The organism is Caballeronia sp. TF1N1, assembly GCF_022878925.1.
GTDB lineage: Bacteria > Pseudomonadota > Gammaproteobacteria > Burkholderiales > Burkholderiaceae > Caballeronia.
On the sequence record NZ_CP084626.1, the window covers coordinates 487,085 to 509,652 of the forward strand.

Annotated in this window: 20 protein-coding genes; 9 read left to right on the forward strand and 11 right to left on the reverse strand. The window is 62.9% G+C overall.

From position 1 onward, the window contains the following. Window positions 1-5 precede the first annotated feature (5 nt). From LDZ28_RS02310 to LDZ28_RS02320, 3 genes are all read right to left on the reverse strand, one after another. Window positions 6-1,664: an MFS transporter gene (locus LDZ28_RS02310; protein WP_244827131.1), complete on the reverse strand. Its 1,659-nt coding sequence runs from the start codon at window positions 1,662-1,664 to the stop codon at window positions 6-8. A 229-nt stretch (window positions 1,665-1,893) separates the two neighbouring features. Further along, complete coding sequence (locus LDZ28_RS02315) at window positions 1,894-3,483, reverse strand: sensor histidine kinase (protein WP_244827132.1); 1,590 nt, start codon at window positions 3,481-3,483, stop codon at window positions 1,894-1,896. A gap of 6 nt (window positions 3,484-3,489) precedes the next feature. Continuing rightward, a complete protein-coding gene (locus LDZ28_RS02320; RefSeq protein ID WP_244827133.1) occupies window positions 3,490-4,230 on the reverse strand; it encodes a response regulator transcription factor in 741 nt (246 codons plus the stop codon). Window positions 4,231-4,488: 258 nt separating this feature from the next. Here LDZ28_RS02320 and recA point away from each other — a divergent pair, with 258 nt between their 5' ends. From recA to LDZ28_RS02360, 8 genes are all read left to right on the forward strand, one after another. Then, window positions 4,489-5,556 carry a recombinase RecA gene (recA, locus tag LDZ28_RS02325; protein WP_284502972.1) on the forward strand — a complete coding sequence of 356 codons (1,068 nt, stop codon included), beginning with the start codon at window positions 4,489-4,491 and terminating at the stop codon, window positions 5,554-5,556. A gap of 442 nt (window positions 5,557-5,998) precedes the next feature. Then, entirely contained in the window at window positions 5,999-6,700 is a 702-nt protein-coding gene (recX, locus tag LDZ28_RS02330) for a recombination regulator RecX (protein ID WP_244827134.1), read from the forward strand. A gap of 492 nt (window positions 6,701-7,192) precedes the next feature. After that, window positions 7,193-7,798 (forward strand): DUF2889 domain-containing protein, encoded by a 606-nt coding sequence (locus LDZ28_RS02335; protein WP_244827135.1) that lies wholly within the window; start codon window positions 7,193-7,195, stop codon window positions 7,796-7,798. 96 nt (window positions 7,799-7,894) lie between these two features. Further along, window positions 7,895-9,061: an ADP-forming succinate--CoA ligase subunit beta gene (sucC, locus tag LDZ28_RS02340; protein WP_244827136.1), complete on the forward strand. Its 1,167-nt coding sequence runs from the start codon at window positions 7,895-7,897 to the stop codon at window positions 9,059-9,061. Window positions 9,062-9,168: 107 nt separating this feature from the next. Continuing rightward, window positions 9,169-10,050, forward strand: coding sequence for a succinate--CoA ligase subunit alpha (gene sucD, locus LDZ28_RS02345; RefSeq protein WP_159835338.1), 882 nt, complete (start codon window positions 9,169-9,171; stop codon window positions 10,048-10,050). Window positions 10,051-10,160: 110 nt separating this feature from the next. Beyond that, window positions 10,161-10,871, forward strand: a complete 711-nt coding sequence (locus LDZ28_RS02350) for a TerC family protein (RefSeq protein ID WP_244827137.1) — start codon at window positions 10,161-10,163, stop codon at window positions 10,869-10,871. 260 nt (window positions 10,872-11,131) lie between these two features. Further along, window positions 11,132-11,680, forward strand: coding sequence for a pilin (locus tag LDZ28_RS02355; RefSeq protein ID WP_244827965.1), 549 nt, complete (start codon window positions 11,132-11,134; stop codon window positions 11,678-11,680). Window positions 11,681-11,867: 187 nt separating this feature from the next. After that, window positions 11,868-13,676 carry a Wzy polymerase domain-containing protein gene (locus LDZ28_RS02360; RefSeq protein WP_244827138.1) on the forward strand — a complete coding sequence of 603 codons (1,809 nt, stop codon included), beginning with the start codon at window positions 11,868-11,870 and terminating at the stop codon, window positions 13,674-13,676. Window positions 13,677-13,703: 27 nt separating this feature from the next. Here the strand turns inward: LDZ28_RS02360 and moaC are convergent, their stop codons facing one another. Then, window positions 13,704-14,180, reverse strand: a complete 477-nt coding sequence (moaC, locus tag LDZ28_RS02365; protein ID WP_244827139.1) for a cyclic pyranopterin monophosphate synthase MoaC — start codon at window positions 14,178-14,180, stop codon at window positions 13,704-13,706. Between the two features lie 370 nt (window positions 14,181-14,550). Beyond that, complete coding sequence (locus LDZ28_RS32800) at window positions 14,551-14,829, reverse strand: pentapeptide repeat-containing protein (protein WP_370652120.1); 279 nt, start codon at window positions 14,827-14,829, stop codon at window positions 14,551-14,553. Between the two features lie 5 nt (window positions 14,830-14,834). Between LDZ28_RS32800 and LDZ28_RS02375 the strand changes: the two genes are divergently transcribed. Next, window positions 14,835-17,624: a M48 family metalloprotease gene (locus LDZ28_RS02375; RefSeq protein ID WP_370652121.1), complete on the forward strand. Its 2,790-nt coding sequence runs from the start codon at window positions 14,835-14,837 to the stop codon at window positions 17,622-17,624. 78 nt (window positions 17,625-17,702) lie between these two features. On the opposite strand, the gene LDZ28_RS02380 is transcribed toward LDZ28_RS02375, so the two are convergent. The 6 genes from LDZ28_RS02380 to LDZ28_RS02405 form a co-directional block, all read right to left on the reverse strand. After that, complete coding sequence (locus tag LDZ28_RS02380; RefSeq protein WP_244827140.1) at window positions 17,703-18,299, reverse strand: DUF2946 family protein; 597 nt, start codon at window positions 18,297-18,299, stop codon at window positions 17,703-17,705. Then, the gene (locus tag LDZ28_RS02385; RefSeq protein WP_244827141.1) at window positions 18,292-19,374 is read right to left on the reverse strand and encodes a YheT family hydrolase; all 1,083 of its coding nucleotides are present in this window, start codon (window positions 19,372-19,374) and stop codon (window positions 18,292-18,294) included. Before LDZ28_RS02385 ends, LDZ28_RS02380 begins: the two co-directional genes overlap by 8 nt. A 54-nt stretch (window positions 19,375-19,428) precedes the next feature. Then, window positions 19,429-19,872, reverse strand: a complete 444-nt coding sequence (locus tag LDZ28_RS02390) for a nuclear transport factor 2 family protein (RefSeq protein ID WP_244827142.1) — start codon at window positions 19,870-19,872, stop codon at window positions 19,429-19,431. Window positions 19,873-20,052: 180 nt separating this feature from the next. Beyond that, window positions 20,053-21,129 (reverse strand): lipopolysaccharide heptosyltransferase II, encoded by a 1,077-nt coding sequence (gene waaF / locus LDZ28_RS02395; RefSeq protein ID WP_244827143.1) that lies wholly within the window; start codon window positions 21,127-21,129, stop codon window positions 20,053-20,055. 168 nt (window positions 21,130-21,297) lie between these two features. Continuing rightward, window positions 21,298-21,492, reverse strand: coding sequence for a zinc-finger domain-containing protein (locus tag LDZ28_RS02400; protein WP_244827144.1), 195 nt, complete (start codon window positions 21,490-21,492; stop codon window positions 21,298-21,300). Between the two features lie 78 nt (window positions 21,493-21,570). Then, a complete protein-coding gene (locus LDZ28_RS02405; RefSeq protein WP_244827145.1) occupies window positions 21,571-22,491 on the reverse strand; it encodes a branched-chain amino acid transaminase in 921 nt (306 codons plus the stop codon). Between the last annotated feature and the right edge of the window lie 77 nt (window positions 22,492-22,568).

Genomic DNA, 22,568 nt, shown 5'->3' on the forward strand with positions numbered 1-22,568 from the left:
CGTCATCAATCTTCGTCATAGACATTCGTCTTGCGCGTGTCCTTGACGAACAACATGCCGATCACGAACGTCGCCAGCGCAATCACAATCGGATACCACAAGCCCGAATAGATATCGCCTCTCGCGGCGACGATAGCGAAGGCCGTCGCAGGGAGAAATCCACCAAACCAGCCATTGCCGATGTGATACGGCAACGACATCGACGTATAGCGAATCCGCGCCGGGAACATCTCAACCAGCATTGCCGCGATCGGGCCGTAGACCATCGTCACGAAGATCACGAGGATGGTCAGAACGACGATCGCCATCGGCCAGTTGATGAGCGCCGGATCGGCCTTCGCCGGGTAGCCCGCGCTCTTCAACGTGCCGGCAAGCGTCTTGTCGAAGGCCGCGCCTTGCGCCTTCGCGTCGGCCGCCTTGCCGTCGTAGGTGTTCACCACCGTTTCGCCCACCTTGATCTGCGCGAGCGTGCCCGCCGGTGCCGCGACGTTCTCGTAGTTGAGACCGGCCTTGGACAGCGCGCTCTTCGCGATATCGCACGACGACGTGAACTTCGACGTGCCCACCGGATTGAACTGGAACGAGCACTCGTCCGGATTGGAGATCACGACAATCGGCGACTTCTGCGTGGCGGCTTCGAGCGTCGGGTTGGTGTAGTGCGCGAGCGCCTTGAAGAGCGGGAAGAAGCTCAACGCGGCGATCAGGCAGCCCGCCATGATGATCGGCTTGCGGCCGATCCGGTCCGACAGCGACCCGAAGAACACGAAGAACGGCGTGCCGATCAAAAGCGCCACCGCGACCATGATATTCGCGCTGGTGCCATCGACCTTGAGGGTTTGCGTGAGGAAGAAGAGCGAGTAGAACTGCCCCGTGTACCACACGACCGCCTGACCCGCCGTCAAACCGAACAGCGCCAGCAACACGATCTTCAGGTTCTTCCATTCGCCGAACGCTTCGGTCAGCGGCGCCTTCGAAGTCTTGCCTTCGGACTTGATGCGCTCGAACACCGGCGATTCATGCAGCTTCATGCGAATCCACACCGACACCGCGAGCAGCAGGATCGACACGAGGAACGGAATACGCCAGCCCCAGGCACCGAACTGTTCTTCGCCAACCATCGTGCGTACCGCCAGAATCACGATCAGCGAAATGAAAAGGCCAAGCGTCGCCGTGGTCTGGATCCACGCGGTCCATGCGCCGCGCTTGTTGGCCGGTGCGTGCTCCGCGACGTAGGTCGCCGCGCCGCCGTACTCGCCGCCGAGCGCGAGGCCCTGCAGCAAGCGCATCGCGATAAAGATGACCGGCGCCGCAATGCCTATGGTCGCGTAGCCGGGCAGGAAGCCGATCAGGAACGTCGACAAACCCATGATGACGATGGTCACGAGAAACGTGTATTTGCGCCCGACCATATCGCCGAGCCGCCCGAACACGATCGCGCCGAACGGACGCACCGCGAAACCCGCCGCGAAGCCGAGCAGCGTGAAGATGAAGCCAGCGGTCGGATTGACGCCCGAGAAGAACGTCTTGCTGATGTAGATGGCAAGCGAGCCCGCCAGATAAAAGTCGTACCACTCGAACACCGTGCCGAGCGACGAAGCGAAGATGACCTTCCTTTCCTCGCTCGTCATCGGTGCGTGGGAAATGCGCCCCTCAACCGTAGCCATGAATCGTCTCCTGATTTGAATTCGCGTACGTGTCGGAAACGCCCGAGGCGCTCCGGTGCAACGATTATTGGAACGAAAACTTACGGCGTTCTGACTCGCTCGGATGCGTGTCGAATCGGCGCATAAAGTACATCTTCGGCTAACCATCTGCTATTTCTTTTTATCTCGCTCATTCTTGCGTCAATGCGCGTTTTATGTTGTTTGCCGAGGTGTTGGGCGCTGAGCCGCCTCAGGGTTTGTCCCGCATAGGAAAAACCCGCTGTAAGCTCACGCGAACCAGCGTTCCGGCCAGTCGCGGCGCTTCCTGATACACATGATCTTCGATGACGAGCGTGCCGCCGTGCATCGCCGTGATCTCCTTGACAATGGCGAGACCGAGGCCGCTGCCGTCGCCCTCGCGTCCGAGAATGCGATAGAAACGCTCGAGCACGCGCTCGCGTTCGGCGCTCGGAATGCCAAGTCCGGTGTCTTCCACTTCGAGATGAACGTGATCGAGATCGTGCTCGCCGGTCCGCACGCGCACGGTCACGCGTCCGTTCGGAGGCGTGTAGCGGATGGCGTTATCGATCAGATTCGACAGCAATTCACGCAGCATCACCGCGTTGCCCTCGACCTCGACGGGATACGCGGGCTCCTCGTAACCGATATCGATACCCTTCGCGAGCGCCGCCTGCACCCAGTCGCGCACGGCGAGCCGCGCGAGATCGGTCAGTTCGACGTGCGAGAAAATCTGCCCCGTCGCGCGATTTTCCGCGCGCGCCAACGCGAGCAATTGCGTGACGAGCCGCGCCGCGTGCTCGGAACTCGTGGCGATCTGTTCGAGCGAGCGCTGCACTTCCGTCGATACCTCTTGGCGCAACGCAAACTCCGCCTGCATGCGCAGGCCGGCGAGCGGCGTTTTCATCTGATGCGCGGCGTCGGCGATAAAGCGCTTCTGAAACTCCATGTTCTGTTCGAGCCGCACGAGCAAATCGTTGAACGACGCCACGAGCGGCGCGATCTCGGGCGGCGCGCGGGCCGCTTCGAGCGGCGAGAGGTCGTCCGGACGGCGCGCGCGAATGTTCGACTGCAGCGCGTGCAGCGGCGCGAGCCCGCGCGAGAGGCCGAACCACACGAGCACGATGGCGAGCGGCAGGATCACGAACTGCGGCAGGATCACGCCTTTGATGATGTCGTTGGCGAGCTGGCTGCGTTTGTCCAGCGTCTCGGCGACCTGCACGAGCACCGGCTGCGTCTCGGCGGGATCGCGTCCCGGCGCGAGACCGGGCACATCGACCGTCGTATAGGCGACGCGAATGTCGTTGCCGCGCAGGGCGTCGTCGCGAAATTCGACGATGCCCGGCTGCGGACGATCGTCGTCATGCGGCAAGGGCATGTCACGGTCGCCGCCGACCAGTTCGCCGCGCGTGCCGAGCACTTGAAAGAACACGCTGTCGACGTTGTCGGCGCGCAGGAAATCGCGCGTGACATCGGGTAGACGCAGTTCGGCGACGCCGTTCACAGGCTGGATTTGGCGCGCGAGCATGTAGACGTCGGCTTCGAGCGCGCGGTCGAACGGACCGTTGGCAATCGACTTCGCGACCAGATACGTCACCGCGATGCTCATCGGCCAGAGCAGCAGAAGCGGCGCAAGCATCCAGTCGAGAATCTCGCCGAAGAGCGAGCGCGGATGCGTTTCGTTGTCGGGTTCGAGTTCGTCGGGAGGCGCGAACGGGTTGGCGTAGCGCGCGTCGCGCTTGGCGTCGGTGTCGCTTTCAATGGCGGCGTGGTCGTGTCCGTGCCCGGCTTCGCTTGGTTCGGTGGAAACGGGCGACGCCATGCGCGGCTACTTGTATTGAGGGCTGGCGGGCAGGGAATCGCTCGCCGCGGGTTGGGCAACGGCGCCGTTGTCGACGGTGGCGACGGCTTTCTCCAGCGTGTAGCCGAGCCCGCGCACCGTGATGATGCGCGCGCCGCTCGCTTCGATTTTTTTGCGCAAGCGGTGCACGTACACCTCGATTGCGTTGTTGCTTACTTCTTCACCCCACTCGCATAGATGATTCACGAGCTGTTCCTTCGACACGAGCCGCCCGATGCGCTGGAGCAGCACTTCGAGCACGCCGAGTTCGCGCGCGGACAGGTCTACGACTTGCTCGCCGATATGCGCGACGCGTCCGACCTGGTCGAACGCCAGCGAACCATGCTTCACGACAGTCGGACCGCCACCCGCGCCGCGTCGCGTCAACGCTCGAACGCGCGCTTCGAGCTCGTTGAGCGCGAAGGGTTTGGCCATATAGTCATCGGCGCCGAGGTCGAGTCCCTTCACGCGTTCGTCGACACTGTCGGCCGCCGTCAGGATCAAAACCGGCATCTGCGAATTGCGTGCGCGCAGGCGGCGCAGCACCTCCAGACCGGGCATGAGCGGCAGGCCGAGATCGAGAATCAGGAGGTCGAAAGTTTGCAGCGAAAGGGCGGTATCTGCCTCGACGCCATGCTTCACATGGTCGACGGCGTATCCCGATTGGCGGAGTGATCGAATGAGACCGTCCGCGAGTATGCTGTCGTCTTCGGCAATGAGGATTCGCATCGTGTTGTGCGCCTTCGTGCGCGGCAAAGCGCAGTCATTGCCGACACCGCATTTCGCCCGGCGCGGCGGTCTCCAGGTGTTTTGCGGTTTTTGCGCGGTGCGCGCGGCGTGGAAAAAAGACTGCGTCGCGCGATCGGGCTTGCAAAAACTACTGTTTTTTTATACAGTGTCTGCGGGAGTGCTACAGACGGGCTCGAGTTCGTTTCGAGCTTGCCGGCACCCGCCTCAGACGCCGTTCATCATAGCAAAGGACGATTCATGGAAGAAAGCAAGAAAGGCCCGGCTGGCATGACTGCGGAGAAGGGCAAGGCATTGGCCGCCGCGCTCGCGCAGATCGAAAAGCAATTCGGCAAAGGGTCGATCATGCGGCTCGGCGCAGGCGAGGTGGTGGAAGACATTCAGGTGGTCTCGACAGGGTCGCTCGGTCTGGATATCGCGCTTGGCGTCGGCGGCTTGCCGCGCGGCCGTGTCGTGGAAATCTACGGGCCTGAGTCGTCGGGCAAGACCACTCTCACGCTGCAGGTGATCGCCGAGATGCAAAAGGTCGGCGGCACGGCGGCGTTTATCGACGCGGAACACGCGCTCGACGTGCAATACGCGCAGAAGCTCGGCGTGAATGCGCAGGAACTGCTGATCTCGCAGCCGGACACGGGCGAGCAGGCACTGGAAATCGCGGATGCGCTGGTGCGCTCCGGCTCCATCGACATGATCGTCATCGACTCCGTCGCGGCGCTCGTGCCGAAGGCGGAAATCGAAGGCGAAATGGGCGACTCGCTGCCTGGTTTGCAAGCGCGCCTGATGTCGCAAGCGCTGCGCAAGCTGACCGGCACCATCAAGCGTACGAACTGCCTCGTCATCTTCATCAACCAGATCCGCATGAAGATCGGCGTGATGTTCGGCAACCCGGAAACCACCACGGGCGGCAACGCGCTGAAGTTCTATTCGTCGGTGCGCCTGGACATTCGCCGTATTGGTTCCATCAAGAAGAACGACGAAGTCATCGGCAACGAAACGCGCGTGAAGGTCGTGAAGAACAAGGTCTCGCCGCCGTTCCGCGAAGCCATTTTCGACATCCTTTATGGCGAAGGCATTTCGCGTCAGGGCGAGATCATCGACCTGGGCGTGCAGGCCAAGCTGGTAGACAAGGCAGGCGCCTGGTACAGCTATAACGGCGAGCGTATTGGTCAGGGCAAGGACAACGCGCGCGAATTCCTGCGCGAGAACCCGGACATCGCCCGCGAGATCGAGAACAAGATCCGCGAGTCGCTCGGCGTGGCGGCAATGGCTGACGCCGTGGCGCCGGGCGCCACGGTGGCGGACGAGTGAGTTGTCGCTTAATCGTTACGTGGTCGTCGCGCAGTCGTCACATAGTCGTCGTCTCGTTGTTTAGATACTCACTTGGTCACTGACGATGTTGAAGCGCCGGTTCGGATCGAAGGCTGGCAGAACGGACGGAAGGTTCGGGCGGTCTGCTGGTTCTGATGATCCGAACGGCGCGAGTGATCCTCAGTCGCGTGACACTCAGTCGCGCGATTCGGCGAAGGCGTTGCGTGGTGTCTGGCGGCGAGAGTTGCCGGTGAATGCGCGTGATGCTGCTGAGTTAGACGCAAGGGCGGCCGATGTTGATGCTGCTGCTGTCCGGGAAAGTCAGACACCGTCGTCCGAAGATCGCCGGGCGCGTCTGGAGCAAGCCCGCGCGTTGCTGATGCAGGCAGCGTCCATTCGTGAGGGCAACGCACCGTCGAGGAACGCAACCTCCAAGCCGGCAGTGGAAACGCCGACTCTGGCGACCAACCGTGCGCAGAACGCGTCACCCTTGGCAAGCCGGATTGCCAATCCAAACCAATCATCTGCAATCGACGCCTTCGAAGACGCCGATCCTTTCGAGCCCTTCGAGCAGTGCGCGCCGGATGCAGGCGTCAACACGGCATCCGAATCGGTCTACAGCCGTTCAAGTCAACGCGCTCGCAAAACTTCCGCTGCCGAAGTCAAAGATTCCAAGCGTCCGCAACGTTCGCTTAAAGGACGCGCGCTTGCTTACCTGTCTCGTCGGGAATATAGCCGCGCGGAGTTATCGCGCAAGTTGCGACCCTACGTCGAAGAAGCCGATTCGCTCGAAACACTGCTCGATAGCCTCGAACGCGACGGCTGGCTCTCGAACGAGCGCTTTGTCGAAAGCGTCGTGCATCGAAGAGCGGCGCGCATGGGCGGCAGCCGGATCATCCACGAATTGAAGCGTCATGCAGTGGGAGAGACGCTCATCGGCGAAACTGCCGACAAACTCGCGCAGACCGAAACCGCGCGAGCGCAGTCCGTATGGGAGAGGAAGTACGGCGTCGTACCGGAAACGCCCGCGGAGCGTGCGAAGCAAGCGCGCTTTCTCGCGGCGCGCGGCTTTTCCATGAGCACGATCAGCAAGGTGTTGAAGGGAAGCGACGAAGACTGGACCGACGAAGTCATCGACGATTGATGGCGAACGCCGTCTAGTTCAGTGCGGGCGCATTCGAGCACCATGTGATTGCCCGAGCGCCGCGTGCATACATTTCATGCTTTCACGTGCTGGACTCATGGCGAAGCCGCTTTCCATCACGACTCGGTTCAAAACCATTCACACGCGAAGCGTTAGGTTAATTGTTCCATGCTCCACGCGCTTGCCTCATCGTGCTGGCGGATTTCGACCGTTGAGTAATCTCCAGGTTTCGCGCGCATGCAAAGAGTTCGGGCTCATGTTTCCACATCCGCGTGTTGAGCTTCTAGTCCACCAAAGTAAGAAGTGATTTCAAACGACCGCGTGCATGCAAGCTCCGAGGCGGGAAGAAAATCCCGCACCGCGCCGAAGCGTTAATAAGCACAGGCTTCTCAAGCTTTCCCCGCGCACGTTTCTGGTGCCTGAGTCATCCCCGGCTTGAAATACCCAATATGCTAAAATTCCACGGTTTTCCTGTTCCGGCTTTGGTCCAGCATGCCTCTTTCCCCGCCCGTTTCCCGACAATTGCGCCATCGTCGCGCGATTCGGATTGAAGCGTTCGAGCGAGATGACGGCCTATGGGACATCGAAGCCGTTCTAACCGACGAGAAGACGCGCGACTTTCAACTCGTGACGGGCGTGCGGCCCTACGGTCAGCCAATCCATGAACTCTGGCTACGCATTACCATCGACCGCGAACTCACTATCGTCGGCGCAGAAGCGTCCTCGGAGTGGGCGCCTTATGCTGGTCTCTGCGCCGAGTCCAATCCCGCCTATCGCTCGCTCATCGGGCTCAATCTCCTCAAGAATTTTCGCCGCGAAGTCAATCAGCGTATTGGCGGCGCGGCTGCTTGCACGCATCTCACCGAGTTGTGCGCCGTCCTGCCGACTGTCGCCATCCAGGGATTCGCGGGTCAGGTCTGGAACACCGAATCGGGCAATCCGTTCGATTCGAAGGACGCAAAGGCAGCATCGGACACACCGCCGTTCCAACTCGGGCGCTGTCACGCATTGCGCTTCGACGGCCCCGCGGTCAAGGAGTACTATCCGCGCTGGTTCGAGCGCGCAGGCACAAACGACACCAAGCCGCGCGACACCTAGCGCGCACGCGGCGATCAGCATTCAAACAAGAATCGATGAAATCAGCGGTTCAGCAAATCGAAGTTCACTCCAACTCTCAGACTGAAGGAATCACGCATGAAGATTCACGAGTACCAGGGTAAGGAAATCCTGCGGAAATTCGGCGTCGCGGTCCCGCGCGGCAAACCCGTGTTCTCGGTGGATGATGCGGTCAAGGCCGCGGAAGAGCTGGGCGGCCCGGTATGGGTCGTCAAGGCGCAGATTCACGCTGGCGGCCGTGGTAAGGGCGGCGGCGTGAAGGTCGCGAAGTCGATCGATCAGGTCCGCGAATACGCGAACCAGATCCTCGGCATGCAGCTCGTCACGCACCAGACCGGTTCCGAGGGCCAGAAGGTGAACCGTCTTCTGATCGAAGAAGGCGCGGACATCAAGAAGGAACTTTACGTCGGCCTCGTGCTCGACCGCGTATCGCAGAAGGTCGTCGTGATGGCGTCGAGCGAAGGCGGCATGGACATCGAGGAAGTCGCGGAAAAGACGCCCGAGTTGCTGCACAAGCTGCCGGTCGATCCCGCCACGGGCTTGAAGGACGCCGAAGCGGACGACCTCGCGCGCAAGATCGGCATTCCCGATGCATCGTTGCCGCAAGCACGCACCATTCTGCAAGGTCTTTACAAGGCGTTCTACGAGACGGATGCATCGCTCGCGGAAATCAACCCGCTGATCCTGACCGGCGACGGCAAGGTCATCGCGCTCGACGCCAAATTCAACTTCGACGCGAACGCGCTCTTCCGTCACCCGGAAATCGTCGCGTATCGCGATCTCGACGAAGAAGATCCGGCTGAAGTCGAAGCGTCGAAGTTCGACCTCGCGTACATCTCGCTCGACGGCAACATCGGCTGTCTCGTGAACGGCGCGGGTCTGGCCATGGCCACGATGGACACCATCAAGCTGTTCGGCGGCGAGCCGGCCAACTTCCTGGACGTCGGCGGCGGCGCCACGACCGAGAAGGTAACCGAAGCCTTCAAGCTGATGCTCAAGAATCCGAACCTGAAGGCGATCCTCGTCAACATCTTCGGCGGCATCATGCGCTGCGACGTGATCGCGGAAGGCGTGATGGTCGCGTCGAAGGCCGTGGACCTGAAGGTGCCGCTCGTCGTGCGCATGAAGGGCACGAACGAAGACCTCGGCAAGAAGATGCTCGCGGACTCCGGTCTGCCTATCATCTCCGCCGACAGCATGGAAGAAGCCGCGCAGAAGGTCGTCGCGGCGGCCGAAGGCAAGTAAGCGCGCCCGCTTCCTAGTCTGACAAGAGCGTTCCACCAGACACGAATGGCGGCGCGGGCTTTCCATATGAGAAAGCGTCGCGACGCCAAACGAACAGAGGTCACTACATGTCGATTCTGATCAACAAAGACACGAAGGTCATCACGCAGGGCATCACCGGCAAGACCGGTCAGTTCCACACGCGCGCCTGCCGCGAATACGCGAACGGCCGCGAAGCGTACGTTGCGGGCGTGAACCCGAAGAAGGCCGGCGAAGATTTCGAAGGCATCCCCATCTACGCGAGCGTCAAGGAAGCGAAGGCCGAAACGGGCGCAACCGTATCGGTGATCTACGTTCCGCCCGCGGGCGCCGCCGCCGCGATCTGGGAAGCCGTCGAGGCCGATCTCGATCTCGCCATCTGCATCACGGAAGGCATTCCGGTTCGCGACATGCTGGAAATCAAGGACCGCATGCGCCGCGAAAATCGCAAGACGCTGCTGCTCGGACCGAACTGCCCCGGCACGATCACGCCGGACGAACTGAAGATCGGCATCATGCCGGGTCACATCCACCGCAAGGGTCGCATCGGCGTGGTATCGCGCTCGGGCACGCTGACGTATGAAGCAGTGGGTCAGTTGACGGCGCTGGGTCTTGGCCAGTCGTCGGCGGTCGGTATTGGCGGCGATCCGATCAACGGTCTCAAGCACATCGACGTGATGAAGATGTTCAACGACGATCCGGAAACGGACGCCGTCATCATGATCGGCGAGATCGGCGGTCCGGACGAAGCGAACGCCGCTTACTGGATCAAGGACAACATGAAGAAGCCGGTGGTTGGCTTCATCGCGGGCGTCACGGCGCCTCCGGGCAAGCGCATGGGTCACGCAGGCGCGCTGATCTCGGGCGGCGCGGACACGGCCGATGCCAAGCTCGAAATCATGGACGCGTGCGGCATCAAGGTCACGAAGAACCCGTCGGAAATGGGTCGTCTGTTGAAGTCGGTGATCTAAGCGGGTTTATCGGCAGAACGGCCTGGGGTTTGGTACTCTTACCGAATCCTTTCGTAACCGCCGAATAGAAAGCGAGGGAGCGTTGGCTTCCTCGCTTTTTTTATTACTACATGCTCGATTTTTTTGCGACGCTCCATTGGGGCGCGGTGCTTCAGATCATCGTCATCGACATTCTGCTCGGTGGCGACAACGCGGTCGTGATCGCGCTCGCCTGTCGCGGTTTGCCCGACGGCCAGCGCACGCGTGGCATCTTGCTTGGCACGCTCGGCGCCATCGTGCTGCGCGTCGTGCTGATCGCGTTCGCGGTGTTTCTGCTCGATATCCCGTTCCTCAAGTTCGTCGGCGGCATCCTGCTGCTGTGGATCGGCGTGAAGCTGATGCAGCCCGACCACGACGCGCACGAGATCAACGCGTCGGACAAGCTCTGGACAGCGGTCAAGACCATCGTCATCGCGGACGCCGTGATGAGCCTCGACAACGTCATCGCCATTGCGGGCGCGGCGGAGGCGGCGGACCCGCGGCATCGCTTCACGCTCGTCGTCTTCGGGCTGGTGGTGAGCATTCCGCTCATCGTGTGGGGCAGCACGCTGGTGCTGAAGCTGCTCGATCGCTTTCCGGTCATCGTGCTCTTCGGCGCGGCGTTGCTCGGGTGGATCGCGGGCGGCTTGATCATCGACGATCCCTTCATCGACCGATGGCCCGAGCTGAACACCGAGCTCGTCGGGTATATCGCGCGAGCGGTGGGCGCGATTTTCGTGGTCGCGGCGGGCGTGCTGATCAAGCGGCGCGCGCTCGCCAGTGGAAAACGGGCGCCGGGGTGAGGTTGTTCTATGCAGTGGGGTGATTGAGGCGCACTCCGCCGAATCGCGTTGACCGGAAACGCGCTCACACTGAGGCCTTTACCGAAAGACGCTCACCCCAAGACCCACGTTAGCCGTTCGGCCGACTGTCATCGCTAAAGCTCCCTGAATAAGATCGAAGCGTCTGGATTGCATCATGCATCCGGGCGCTTTTTGTCCTTTTGGGAGTACCGATGACAACGATCACCTGCAACACGAATTCGCCGCGTGCCTGGCGCGCGATGCACGGCTGGCTGCGCTCTGCCGGCGACGCGGCGACGCGAGGTTTCACCCTGATCGAACTGATGATCGTGTTGGCGATCGTCGGCGTGGTGGCCGCGTATGCGATTCCCGCGTATCAGGATTATCTGGCGCGCAGCCGGGTGGGCGAGGGCTTGTCGCTCGCGGCATCGGCGCGGCTTGCCGTGGCCGAGAACGCGGCGAGCGCGGCCGATCTCGCAAGCGGATATGCCTCGCCGCCAGGCACGCGCAACGTCGACTCGATCCACATCGACAGCGACAACGGCCAGATCACGATTGCCTATTCGACGCGCGTCGCGCCAGCAGGATCGAACACGCTCGTGCTCGTGCCATCCACGCCCGACAACGCCGAGACTCCGACGGCCCGCGTGTCGCTTGCGCGCGGATCGGTGCAGGCAGGCACCTTGACGTGGGAATGCTTCGCGGGCGGCAAGGCGGCGTCGTCGTTGCCGGCGCCGGGCGCGGGACCGTCGCCTGCGGAGGCGCCGAGCTTGCCCGCCAATCTCGCGCCGGCGGAATGCCGTGGCTGACGTGCATCGCTGACGACGGGCAGACGAGCGGTGCGTTGGCATCGCTCGTCTGCCATCGGCAAGAAGCGGTCAGGTGCGGGGATTTTTTGTTGGAAACGCGGGGATTTCGTCGCAAATCGGGCTGTGTACCGGACATGGGCAGCAAAGTTTTGTATAGTGCGCCGGTTGCCGACGTTCACAGCCCCTCATGCCTTCTCAATACGCGCGCTACCTTTGTTTTGCCGTTCTGTGCCTTGCGTTGACCTTGCCGTTCGGCGTCGTCAACCACACGTACCCGATTCCGACCTTCTACGCCGAATACAGCGCGCTGGCGCTTTACTTGGCGCTCGGGGCGACGGTCGCGCTGCTCGTGCGCGTGTCGGAGCCGCGCGTGTCGTTCGCCTCGCCGGTCGTTGCGCTCATGCCGCTTGCGTTCGGCGTGCTGCTCATCGCGCAGACGGTGTTGCTGCCGGTATCGCAGCCTTCGATGAACTGGCTCGGTGGCGCCTATCTGCTCGCCTCGTTCATCGCGGTGCATACCGGCTACGGGCTCGTGCGCGCGGGTTTGTCGGAGAAGGCGTTGCGCATCGGCGCGGCCGCGCTCATGGCGGGCGGTCTGTTCGCGGTCTTTTGCCAGGTCGTGCAGTTGCTGCATCTGGAGGTGAAGTTCACGCCGTTTGTCGTCGCTTATAACGTGACGGCCGAGCGGCGGCCGTTCGGCAACATGGCGCAGGCAAATCACCTCGCGACGGTGATCGCCTTCGCGATGGCGGGCGCGCTGTACTTCGTGCAAACGCGGCGTTTGCCCGTTATCGTGTGGCTCGCGCTGACGGCGGTGTTTTCGCTAGGCCATGCGCTGACCGTTTCGCGCGGACCCTGGTTGCAGATGGCGGTGATCGTCGTCGCCGGATTCTGGATGGCGTTCGTGCAGGGGCGGCCGGCAGCGGCGGAAGGTTTCGACGGACCCGGCCGCCGCGATCTTCGCGCGTGGCTCATGCCGGTGGTGCTCGCGCTCGTGTTCTTCGCGGTGAACGCGGCGGTGCGCTGGGCCAACGTGCGCTTCCACTTCGACCTCGCGCAATCGGCCGCCGAGCGCATGCAGGACGCCAATCAGATCGCGCCGCGCCTTGCGCTGTGGAAATACGGCTGGACGATGTTCCATACGCATCCCATCCTCGGCGTCGGCTGGGGCGAGTTTCCGCGCTATCAGTTCGACATGGTGCGCGAGCTGGGCGGCGTCGAGATCGCGAACAATGCGCATGACATCTTCATCGATTTGCTCGCGAAGACGGGCGCGCTGGGCCTCGGCATTCTGGTGCTGGGGTTCGTCTTCTGGCTGATTCACGTGCTGCGCGCGCCGCAGACGCCCGCGCGCATTTTCGGGCTTTCGCTGCTTGGCGTTCTGCTGATGCATGCGTTGGTTGAATATCCGCAGCAATACATGTTCTTTTTGATGCCGGCGATGCTCGTGATCGGCTTGCTGGAGACGCGGCCGTTGCGGCTGGTGGCGAAGCCGTTGTCGTTCGGCGTGTACGTGGTGCTCGTGGTGGGCGGGCTGGCGGCGTTGTATCCGGTGATGCTCGACTATCATCGGGCCGAGGTGCTTTACTACGGATCGCGGCCGGCGGAGCAGTATCGGGACGATCCTTCGTTTCTCTTCACCGCGTGGGGCGAATACGGCGCGGCCACGCTCGTGCCGATCAACGCGCAGAACCTCGAAGAGAAGCTCGCGATGCATCGCAAGGCGATTGCGTTACTGCCGGGCGAGACGGTGTTGCGGCGATATGCGGTGTTGCAGGCGCTTGCTGGTCAGCGCGACGAAGCGCTGGACACGATGGCGAAGCTCAAGATTTTCGCGACCCAACTGCATGACTGGCCGAAGCAACTGGCGTCGGTTTATCAGCTCATCGATGAGACGGGGAAGCCGCTGGCTTCGTTCAAGGCGGATCTGGTGAAGTTGTATGGAGAGCCGGGGGTTGGGGGCGCCACTGCCGATGATGACGATGATGATGAGTGAGGTCGGCGTCGGCTCCGGGCGCGAGGACTACGTCGCCACCCAATCCCCCGACTTCCCGCCATGCTTCTCCAGCACCTTCACATTGTTGATGGTCATGCCGCGATCCACCGCCTTGCACATGTCGTAGATCGTCAGCAAGCCGATCTGCACGGCGGTGAGCGCTTCCATTTCCACGCCGGTGCGCCCGACCGTCTCCACACGCACTTCGCAGTGCACGCCAGGTAGCGTTTCGTCGATGCTGAAATCCACCGCCACGCGCGTCAGCGCAAGTGGATGACACAGCGGAATCAGGTCGGCCGTGCGCTTTGCGCCCTGAATAGCGGCGATGCGCGCCACGCCCAGCACGTCGCCTTTTTTCGCGCGGCCTTCGCGGATCAGCGCCAGCGTGCCATCGAGCATGGCGATGGAACCGCGCGCGACGGCGATGCGGCGTGTCTCGCCCTTGTCGCCGACATCGACCATGTGCGCCTCGCCGGCGGCATCGAAATGTGTGAGTCCGGACATAGCCTCTCCTTCGAACGGGCGCTCATCATACCAGCGCGATACGGCGTCTTCGGTCCGATTCAATCCACCGCCGAGCGCCGAACACTTGATACGATAAGCCCGTTTTCGTCATCAAGCTGACCGGCTCGCCGACGCCGGTTTCGCGCCATGAATCTGACACGTTCGAGCCGTGCGCTCATTTTCGTGCTGTGCCTGAGTCTCGCCATGCCGCCCGTTGCGATGGCGCAGGTTGGCGCGTCCGTGGCTCGCGCGGATGATTCGGCGAAGGCGGGCGCAAGGGGCGCTGCAAACGCGACCGCCGCAAATGCGATTACCGCAAATGCGACCAACGCAAACGCGACCACCGCAAACTCTGCCACCTCAAACGCGATCACCGCAAACGCGACCACCGCAAATGCGACCACCGCAAATGCGATCGCCTTAAACGCGACCACCGCAAACTCTGCCACCACAAACGCGCCCACCGCAACCGCGCCCACTGCAAACGCGATCGCCTTAAACGCGATCGCCTTAAACGCGACCACCGCAAACTCTGCCACCACAAACGCGCCCGCCGCAAATGCGACCACCGCAAACGCGACCACCGCAAACGCGACCGCCGCAAATGCGACCAACGCAAATGCGACCACCGCAAATGCGACCGCCGCAAACGCGATCACCGCAAATGCGACCACCGCAAACGCGACCACCGCAAACGCCGGCACCTCAAACGCGCCCACCACAACCGCGCCCACCGCAACCGCAACCGCAACCGCAACCGCAACCGCAACCACAACCGCAACCACAACCGCAACCACAACCGCAACCGCGCCCAAGGCAACCGCGACCACCACCACCGTCCCCGCCTCACCCCCCGCCAACCTGGCCGACGGCGTCTTCGGCGTCTACGGCGGCGCCGAAAGCCGCTTCGCCAATCGGCCTGGCGAAATGAGCGGCCTGCGTGCGCCCTTGTCCTCGGTGCAGCTTCCCGATCTCGGCGATGGCTCCGACGGCACGCTTTCACCGCAAGCCGAACGCACGCTCGGCGAACGGATGATGCGCGAAGTCCGCGCCGACCCCGACTATCTCGACGACTGGCTGATGCGCGATTACCTCGATTCCATCGCCACCAAGCTCTCCGCCGCCGCCGCGACGCAGTACCTCGGTGGCTATCGGCCGGACTTCGACCTGTTTGCCGTGCGCGATCCGCAAATCAACGCGTTCTCGATGCCCGGCGGTTTCATCGGCGTGAACACGGGGCTGATTTCCGCGACGCAGACCGAGTCGGAACTGGCGTCGGTCATCGGTCACGAGATGGGGCACGTGCTGCAGCGGCACATCGCGCGCATGATCGGCGCGCAGAAAAAGAGCGGCTATGCCGCGCTCGCTGCCATGCTCGCCGGCTTGCTCGCTGGCGTGATGGCGCGCAGCGGCGATCTCGGCATGGGTATCGCGATGGGCGGGCAGGCGTTCGCCGTCGACAATCAGCTCAAATTTTCGCGCGCGGCGGAACACGAGGCGGACCGCGTCGGCTTTCAGATGCTCGCCGCCGCCGGCTACGACCCCTACGCGATGACCGCGTTTTTCGCGCGTCTGGACCGCCTGACGATGTCCGATAACGGCGTGCCGCCATATGCGCGCACGCATCCGCTGACCGTCGAGCGCATCGCCGATATGGAGGATCGTGCGCGGCGCGTGCCGTATCGGCAGCCGCGTCAGTCGCCCGAATACGCGTTCGTGCGGGCGCGCGCGCGGGTGTTGCAGGTCAATTATGCGAGTGATTATCGCGAGGTCGCGAGCCGGCTGAAGACCGAGATCAGCGATCAGACCGCGCTCAATCCGGCGGCGAACTGGTATGGCGTCGCGCTCGCGCAGTCGCTGCTCGGCGATTACGACGCCGCCAACGATGCGCTCGCGAAGTCGCGCCGTCTGTTCGAAGGCGAGGAGGCGAATGCGGCGGTGGCATCGGCGCAGGCGCGGCAGGAGTTGAAGAGTATCGGCGGCGCGGATGCGGCTAGCGGCGCACGGAGTTTGAAGGCGCAGCGTGGGGCGGCATCGTCGGCGAAGGCGGCTGCTTCCGTCGATGCCGGGTTGAATCTCGCTGCCGACGGCGTGAGATCCGCACAGGCGAGGCATGCGCCTGCCGTCACCGATGCAAGGACGAATGGCGTCGCGTTATCGGAAGGCATGTCTTCGCTGCTCGGCAGTAGTGCGCACGATGTGCTGAGCTTTTCGGGGAGCGGCAATCGCGCGAGTAATCCGAACAATCCGCTCAACGTCAAGAGCGCGGCCAACACAGGCGGCGCAACGCTGGCGAACGGCGGGAACGGCGGGAACGGCGCGAACAATTCGCTCAACGTCAAGAACGCGGTCAACACAGGCGGCGCGACGCTGGCGAACGGCACGAGCAGCACGAACAGCGCAAACAGCGCAAACAGCGCAAACAGCGCAAACAGCGCAAACAGCGCAAACAGCGCAAACAGCGCAAACAGCGCAAACAACGCAAACAACGCAAACAACGCAAACAATGCGAACGGCGCGAACGGCGCGAACGGCGCGAACGGCGCGAACGGCGCGAACGGCGCGAACGGCGCGAACGGCGCGATCGGCGCGATCGGCGCGATCGGCGGGCACGGCACGAACAATTCGCTCAACGTTAAGAATGCGGTCAGCACAGGCGGCGCGACGCTGGCGAACAACACGAGCAGCACGAACAACACAAACAACGCAAACAACCCAAACAACCCAAACGCAAAAAGCCCGAAAACCGCAAACGTCTCAACCGCAGAGAAAGATTCGTCGATCCACCAAAACAACCCATCCGAGACGAATCGCGCGGGCGCTGCAACAACCACCGACGCGAACAGCAACTCCCGCCACACGACCGCATCCAACACCCCGACCTCGAAGAACACGATCCCGCTTCCGCCGGTCCATGTCACGAGCACCTCGATCCCGCGCCAGAGCCCACAACCCGCCGCGCGACCGCAGCCGCCAGCGCCCGCAACACCCCGCAGCACACCTAGCCTCGACGTACTAGCCGCCGATATCGCCCGTCGCGCCGGCCGTAACGACGACGCCATCCGCCTCGCGGAAATAGCGCAGAAGCGCTGGCCGGACTCGCACGCGGCAATCGATATCCATCTGCAAGCCTTGCTGTCGGCGCACCGCTACGCCGATGCCCAATCGCTCGCGCGCCAGGAAACGCGCGCCGACCCGTTACGCCCCGACTGGTGGCTCTATCTCGCGCAGGCGAGCGCGGGCCTCAACGACCCGCTGAGCCAGCATCAGGCGATGGCCGAGAAATTCGCGCTCGACGGCGCATGGCCATCCGCGATTCGGCAGCTAAAGGAAGCGCGCGACCTGAAGACCGCGAGTTTCTACGATCTCTCGACGATCTCCGCGCGTTTGCGCGATTTCGAAACGCGCTACAAGGAGGAGCGCGAGGAGGAGAAAAACAGCTGAACGGCGGCGCGCCGCGGTTAGCTCTGAGCGAGCGCTCGACCCTGCCACGACCGTACACGATCCGTGCGCCGATAACCTCTAACCCCGCACGCCAATAGCCCGCGCAGCCGGACTCGCGACAAAGCCAAAACGCGCCGCGACATCCGACCGTCTGATCGTCTGCAAGGGAAGATCAATGCCGTCGCGCCAATGAAACACGCCACCGTGCTCGGGCGAAGCAGCCTCATCCAGCGAAGCATGATCCGCCAGCACCTCCAGATCATGATCGTGCAAGGCGGCCACGCGAGCCGGCGAGGAAGCATCGGCGAACAACACACCGCCTTCATCGTCGATCCACGCCTGTTCCGGCTCGAACGCCGCGCCCGCCTGATCGGTCAGCTGCAACGAACCATCCGCCGATACATCAAGCCGCACGATCCACGGCGTATAAGCCAACTCCACATACACGCGCTGCGGACCGTTCTGGAAGAACCACTGACCCTCGTCGTCGCGCTCGTAATTGCGGTTGATGAAGCCGATCAGCGCCTCATGCCGGATGGGACTGCCGAGTTCGCCCGCGGCTTGCGCGGCATCGTCGCGCATGCGCCACTGGCCGCGTCGGTCGAGCAGAAGCCAGCCCGTGCAATGCGGCACGTTCGGCCATTTGGCAAGCGCCTGCCTGACGATGTCATCCATGAGCGACGAAGTTCTCCAAATAGCCGAACACACGCTGCGACAACCAGTCGATCCGCCCTGGAAACGGCCCCGTCATGAAGCCGACATGTCCGCCGTGGTTCGGCTGATCGAGCGTGACGCGCGACGACACTTCCGCCTGCGACGGCAACGCGAACTCGGGCAAAAACGGATCGTTACGCGCGTTCAGGATAAGCGCGGGCGCCGCGATGCGGTTCAGATGCGCGCGCGTGGTCGCGGTCGACCAATAGTGGTTGGTATCGCGAAAGCCGTGCAGCGGCGCGGTCACGACGTTGTCGAACTCGTACAGCGTGCGCGCGGCGAGTACGGCGTCGCGGTCGTAAAGGCCGGGAAACTGTCCGAGCTTCGCAAGCGCCTTGCGCTTGAGCGACTTCAAAAAGCTGCGTGTGTAGATCATGCCGAAGCCTTGCGAGATCGCTGCGCCGCCCGCGTGAACATCGAGCGGAGCGGAGATGGCGGCCGCCGCGCTGATGATCGACGAAGCCTCGGCGCCGCGGTCGCACAGCCAGTGCAGCAGCACATTGCCGCCCAGCGAGACGCCCGCCGCCACGATCGGCCCCGCGTGATTGGCGCGCAGCCGTCGCAGAATCCAGTCGACTTCGGCGCTGTCGGCGAGATGGTAAAAACGCGGCAGCAGATTGAGCGCTCCGCTACACGTGCGAAAGTGCGGCACGACGCCGTGCCAGCCGCGCGCTTGAGCGGCGGCCATCATCGTGCGGGCGTAGTGGGAGTCCGAACTGCCTTCGAGGCCGTGAAACAGCACGAAGAGCGGGGCGTCGGCGGGTGCTTCGTCGGCTACCCAGTCGAGATCGATGAAGTCGCCATCCGGCGTGGTCCAGCGTTCGCGCCGGTATTGCACCGCCGGCTTGCGCCCGAAGAGCGCCGGCACGATGGTCTGCGCGTGGCTCGTCGGCAGCCAGCGCGGCGCGTTGTAGAGCCAGTCCGCAACCGGCGCGCCGAGCGTTCGCCCGGCTGCCTGCACGCTTTCCTTAAGCGCCGCTGCGGGCCCCGTATCCACGAATGACGAATCGTGTTTCAACAAAGGATCGCGCTTCATGGCCACTCCCCGACATACGTCTTCTTAGTGCTGCTCTGCAACCGGGCCGCGTTTTTAGTGCAGCGGCCCCTGACCGTGGCGCATCTTGACCGCGAACTGGCCGGCTGTTTCCATCGGCATCTCGCTCGCGTGAATGTGCGCGATTTTCCATTCGCCGCGTTCGTGGACCATCACGTAAGTCGTGAACACCATGCGCGGCGCCACCGTTCCCGCTGGCTGATGCGCCTCCGCGATCGCATACACGACGGTGCCGAGACTGTCGTACACGCGGATATCGAGCGGCTCGATGGTCACCGCCTGCGCTTCGAACTGCTTGCCGATCCCGGCGCGGATGCTCGGCAGACCATGCAGATGCGTGCCGTCCGCGCAGATGCACGTGGCGAATTCCTCGTCGATCCACAACGACATCACGCTGTCGATGCTGGCGTCCGCGACAGCCTGGTAATAAGCGTTGAGGGTGTCGGCTGCGGCTTCGAAGAGGCGGGCGAAACGTGGCATGGCTCGTGGGTCTCAGGCTTTCGTTACGGCGCGCGCCCGTAGTGCCGGACTAGCGCCGCATCGGTCATTGGTCAAAGCATGCCCCCGTTCGGAGGCATTCGCGTGTGAGCGCCCGCACACTTGGGTCGATGCCGTCGGAGAACCGCTAGCGGATGTCGCAGCGGATCAATCTTCGAGATATCAACGATGCGCGAGCAGCATGCCGCGCAAGTCGCCGAAAACCTGTTCGGCGGAAAGTTCGCGAAGGCAGTTCAGATGGCCGAGCGGACACTCGCGGGCAAAGCACGGACTGCATTCAAGATGCAGCCATTGTACCTTTGCGAGATCGGACAAGGGCGGCGTGTGGCGCGGGTCGGTCGAGCCGTACACCGCGACGAGCGGCCGTCGCATGGCCGCCGCGACGTGCATGAGGCCGGAATCGTTGGTGACCACCGCGCTCGCTCGCGCGATCAACGCGCATGCTTCGCCGAGCGATGTCTGGCCGCACAGGTTGCGCACATTCGGTGCGCGGGCGGCGATGGCATCGGCGACGGCGGAATCTTTATTCGATCCCAGCGCGATGATCCGCGCATACGGAAACGACTGCGCGACGAACTGCGCCAGCGACGCAAAATGCTCCGGCGGCCAGCGCTTGGCGGGACCATACTCCGCGCCGGGGCAAAACACGACGAGCGGCGTACGCGTATCGAGATTGAAGCGCGCCGACACGCGCGCGGACTCGTTCGGATCGTTTTCCAGGCGCGGCACGGGCAGCGTTGGCGCGGGATTTTCGATGCCTTCGGGCTGCGGTTGCGCAAACTTGTCGACGAACGGCAGCTTCGCGCCCGGCGCATAAGCGAGCGCGGCGTAGTGCACGGTCATCGGCGGACGCTCGGTCTTCGGCGGATTGGCATGCCGCACGTTGAGCAGACCGTAACGGCTTTCGCCCTTGTAACCGATGCGCAGCCGGATGCCCGCCATCCAGGGCAGCAGCGCGGATTTCGCGGAATTGGGCAGCACGTAGGCGGCGTCGTAGCCGACATCGCGCAGGTCGCTCGCCAGTTGCCAGCGGCGCAGCAGTTGCAGCTTGCCGTGGGCGAGGTCGGTGGCGTAGACGTCGTGAATTTCCGGCATGCGTTCGAGCACGGGCGCGACCCACGAGGGCGCGACGGCATCGATCACGATGCGCGGATGCAGCTTTCTCAACAGCGTGAAAAGCGGCTGCGCCATGAGTGCGTCACCGATCCAGTTCGGTGCTATTACCAGCGCGCGGCGCATCAGTCGTTTTCCGATCTCAAAATATACGCGGCTCGCGGCTTATGGCGAGTCGTCGGTTGATGTGGGTGAGAGGCTTGAGCGCGCAATGTGTGATTGCGATTCGCGCATTGGACGAAGGCCGAAGCGGGCACGAGGCGTGGCTTCGGCCTTCCGTAAGAGGGCGGCTGCTCAATGCCCCTTGATGACTTCGCCGTCTTTCAGCTTGTAGCGCGTGCCGCAATACGGGCAACGCGCTTCGCCGTGCGTGATGTCGATAAACACGCGCGGATGCGTGCTCCAGCGCTGCATCTTCGGATTCGGACAGAACGCGGGCAGGTCCTTGGCCGACAGTTCAACCAGCGGCATTTCCTTCAGGTCGCTCATTGCAATCTCTTTTGAATGACTTGTGTTGCGTGCGGGGACACGGCGGGACGCTTGAAACCTCGCCCGCCGCAGCTTGCATTAAACCTTGGCGAGCCAGCTTGCGTACTTCTCGTTCTTGCCGCCGACCACGTCGAAGAATGCGCTTTGCAGCTTCTCCGTGACGGGACCGCGCGCGCCCGAGCCAATGGTGCGGTTGTCGAGTTCGCGAATGGGCGTGACTTCGGCGGCCGTGCCGGTGAAGAACGCTTCGTCGCAGGTGTAGACCTCGTCGCGCGTGATGCGCTTTTCGATCACCGGAATGCCGAAGTCGCGTGCCAGCGTGATGACCGTGTCGCGCGTGATGCCGTCGAGGCACGAAGCCAGGTCCGGCGTGTACAGCTTGCCGTTGTTGACGAGGAAGAAGTTCTCGCCGGAGCCTTCGGAGACATAGCCGTCCACGTCGAGCAGAAGGGCTTCGTCGTAGCCGTCGGTGATGGCTTCCTGATTCGCGAGGATGGAGTTCACGTACCAGCCGGAGGCCTTGGCGCGCACCATCGACACGTTGACGTGATGGCGCGTGAACGACGAAGTCTTGACGCGAATACCCTTCGCGATGCCGTCTTCGCCCAAATACGCGCCCCACGGCCACGCAGCAATGGCCACGTGAATGGTGTTGCCCTTGGCCGACACGCCGAGCTTTTCCGAGCCGACCCAGATGATCGGGCGGATATAGCAGGATTCGAGCTTGTTCTCGCGCACGACTTCGAGCTGCGCGGCTTCGATGGTGGCCTGGTCGAACGGCACTTCCATCTGGAATATCTTGGCCGAATTGAAGAGACGCTTGGTGTGTTCCTTCAGGCGGAAAATGGCCGTGCCTTGTGACGTCTTGTATGCGCGCACGCCTTCGAACACGCCCATGCCGTAGTGCAAGGTATGGGTCAGAACGTGGATATTGGCGTCACGCCAGTCGACCAGCTTGCCATCCATCCAGATCTTGCCGTCGCGGTCGGCCATTGACATACGGTTCTCCTAGCTGTCTCGTTCAGTGAATGCGGGGCTTGGCGCCTTAGTTCGGCATGAGTGCGGCGCTGGCCGAA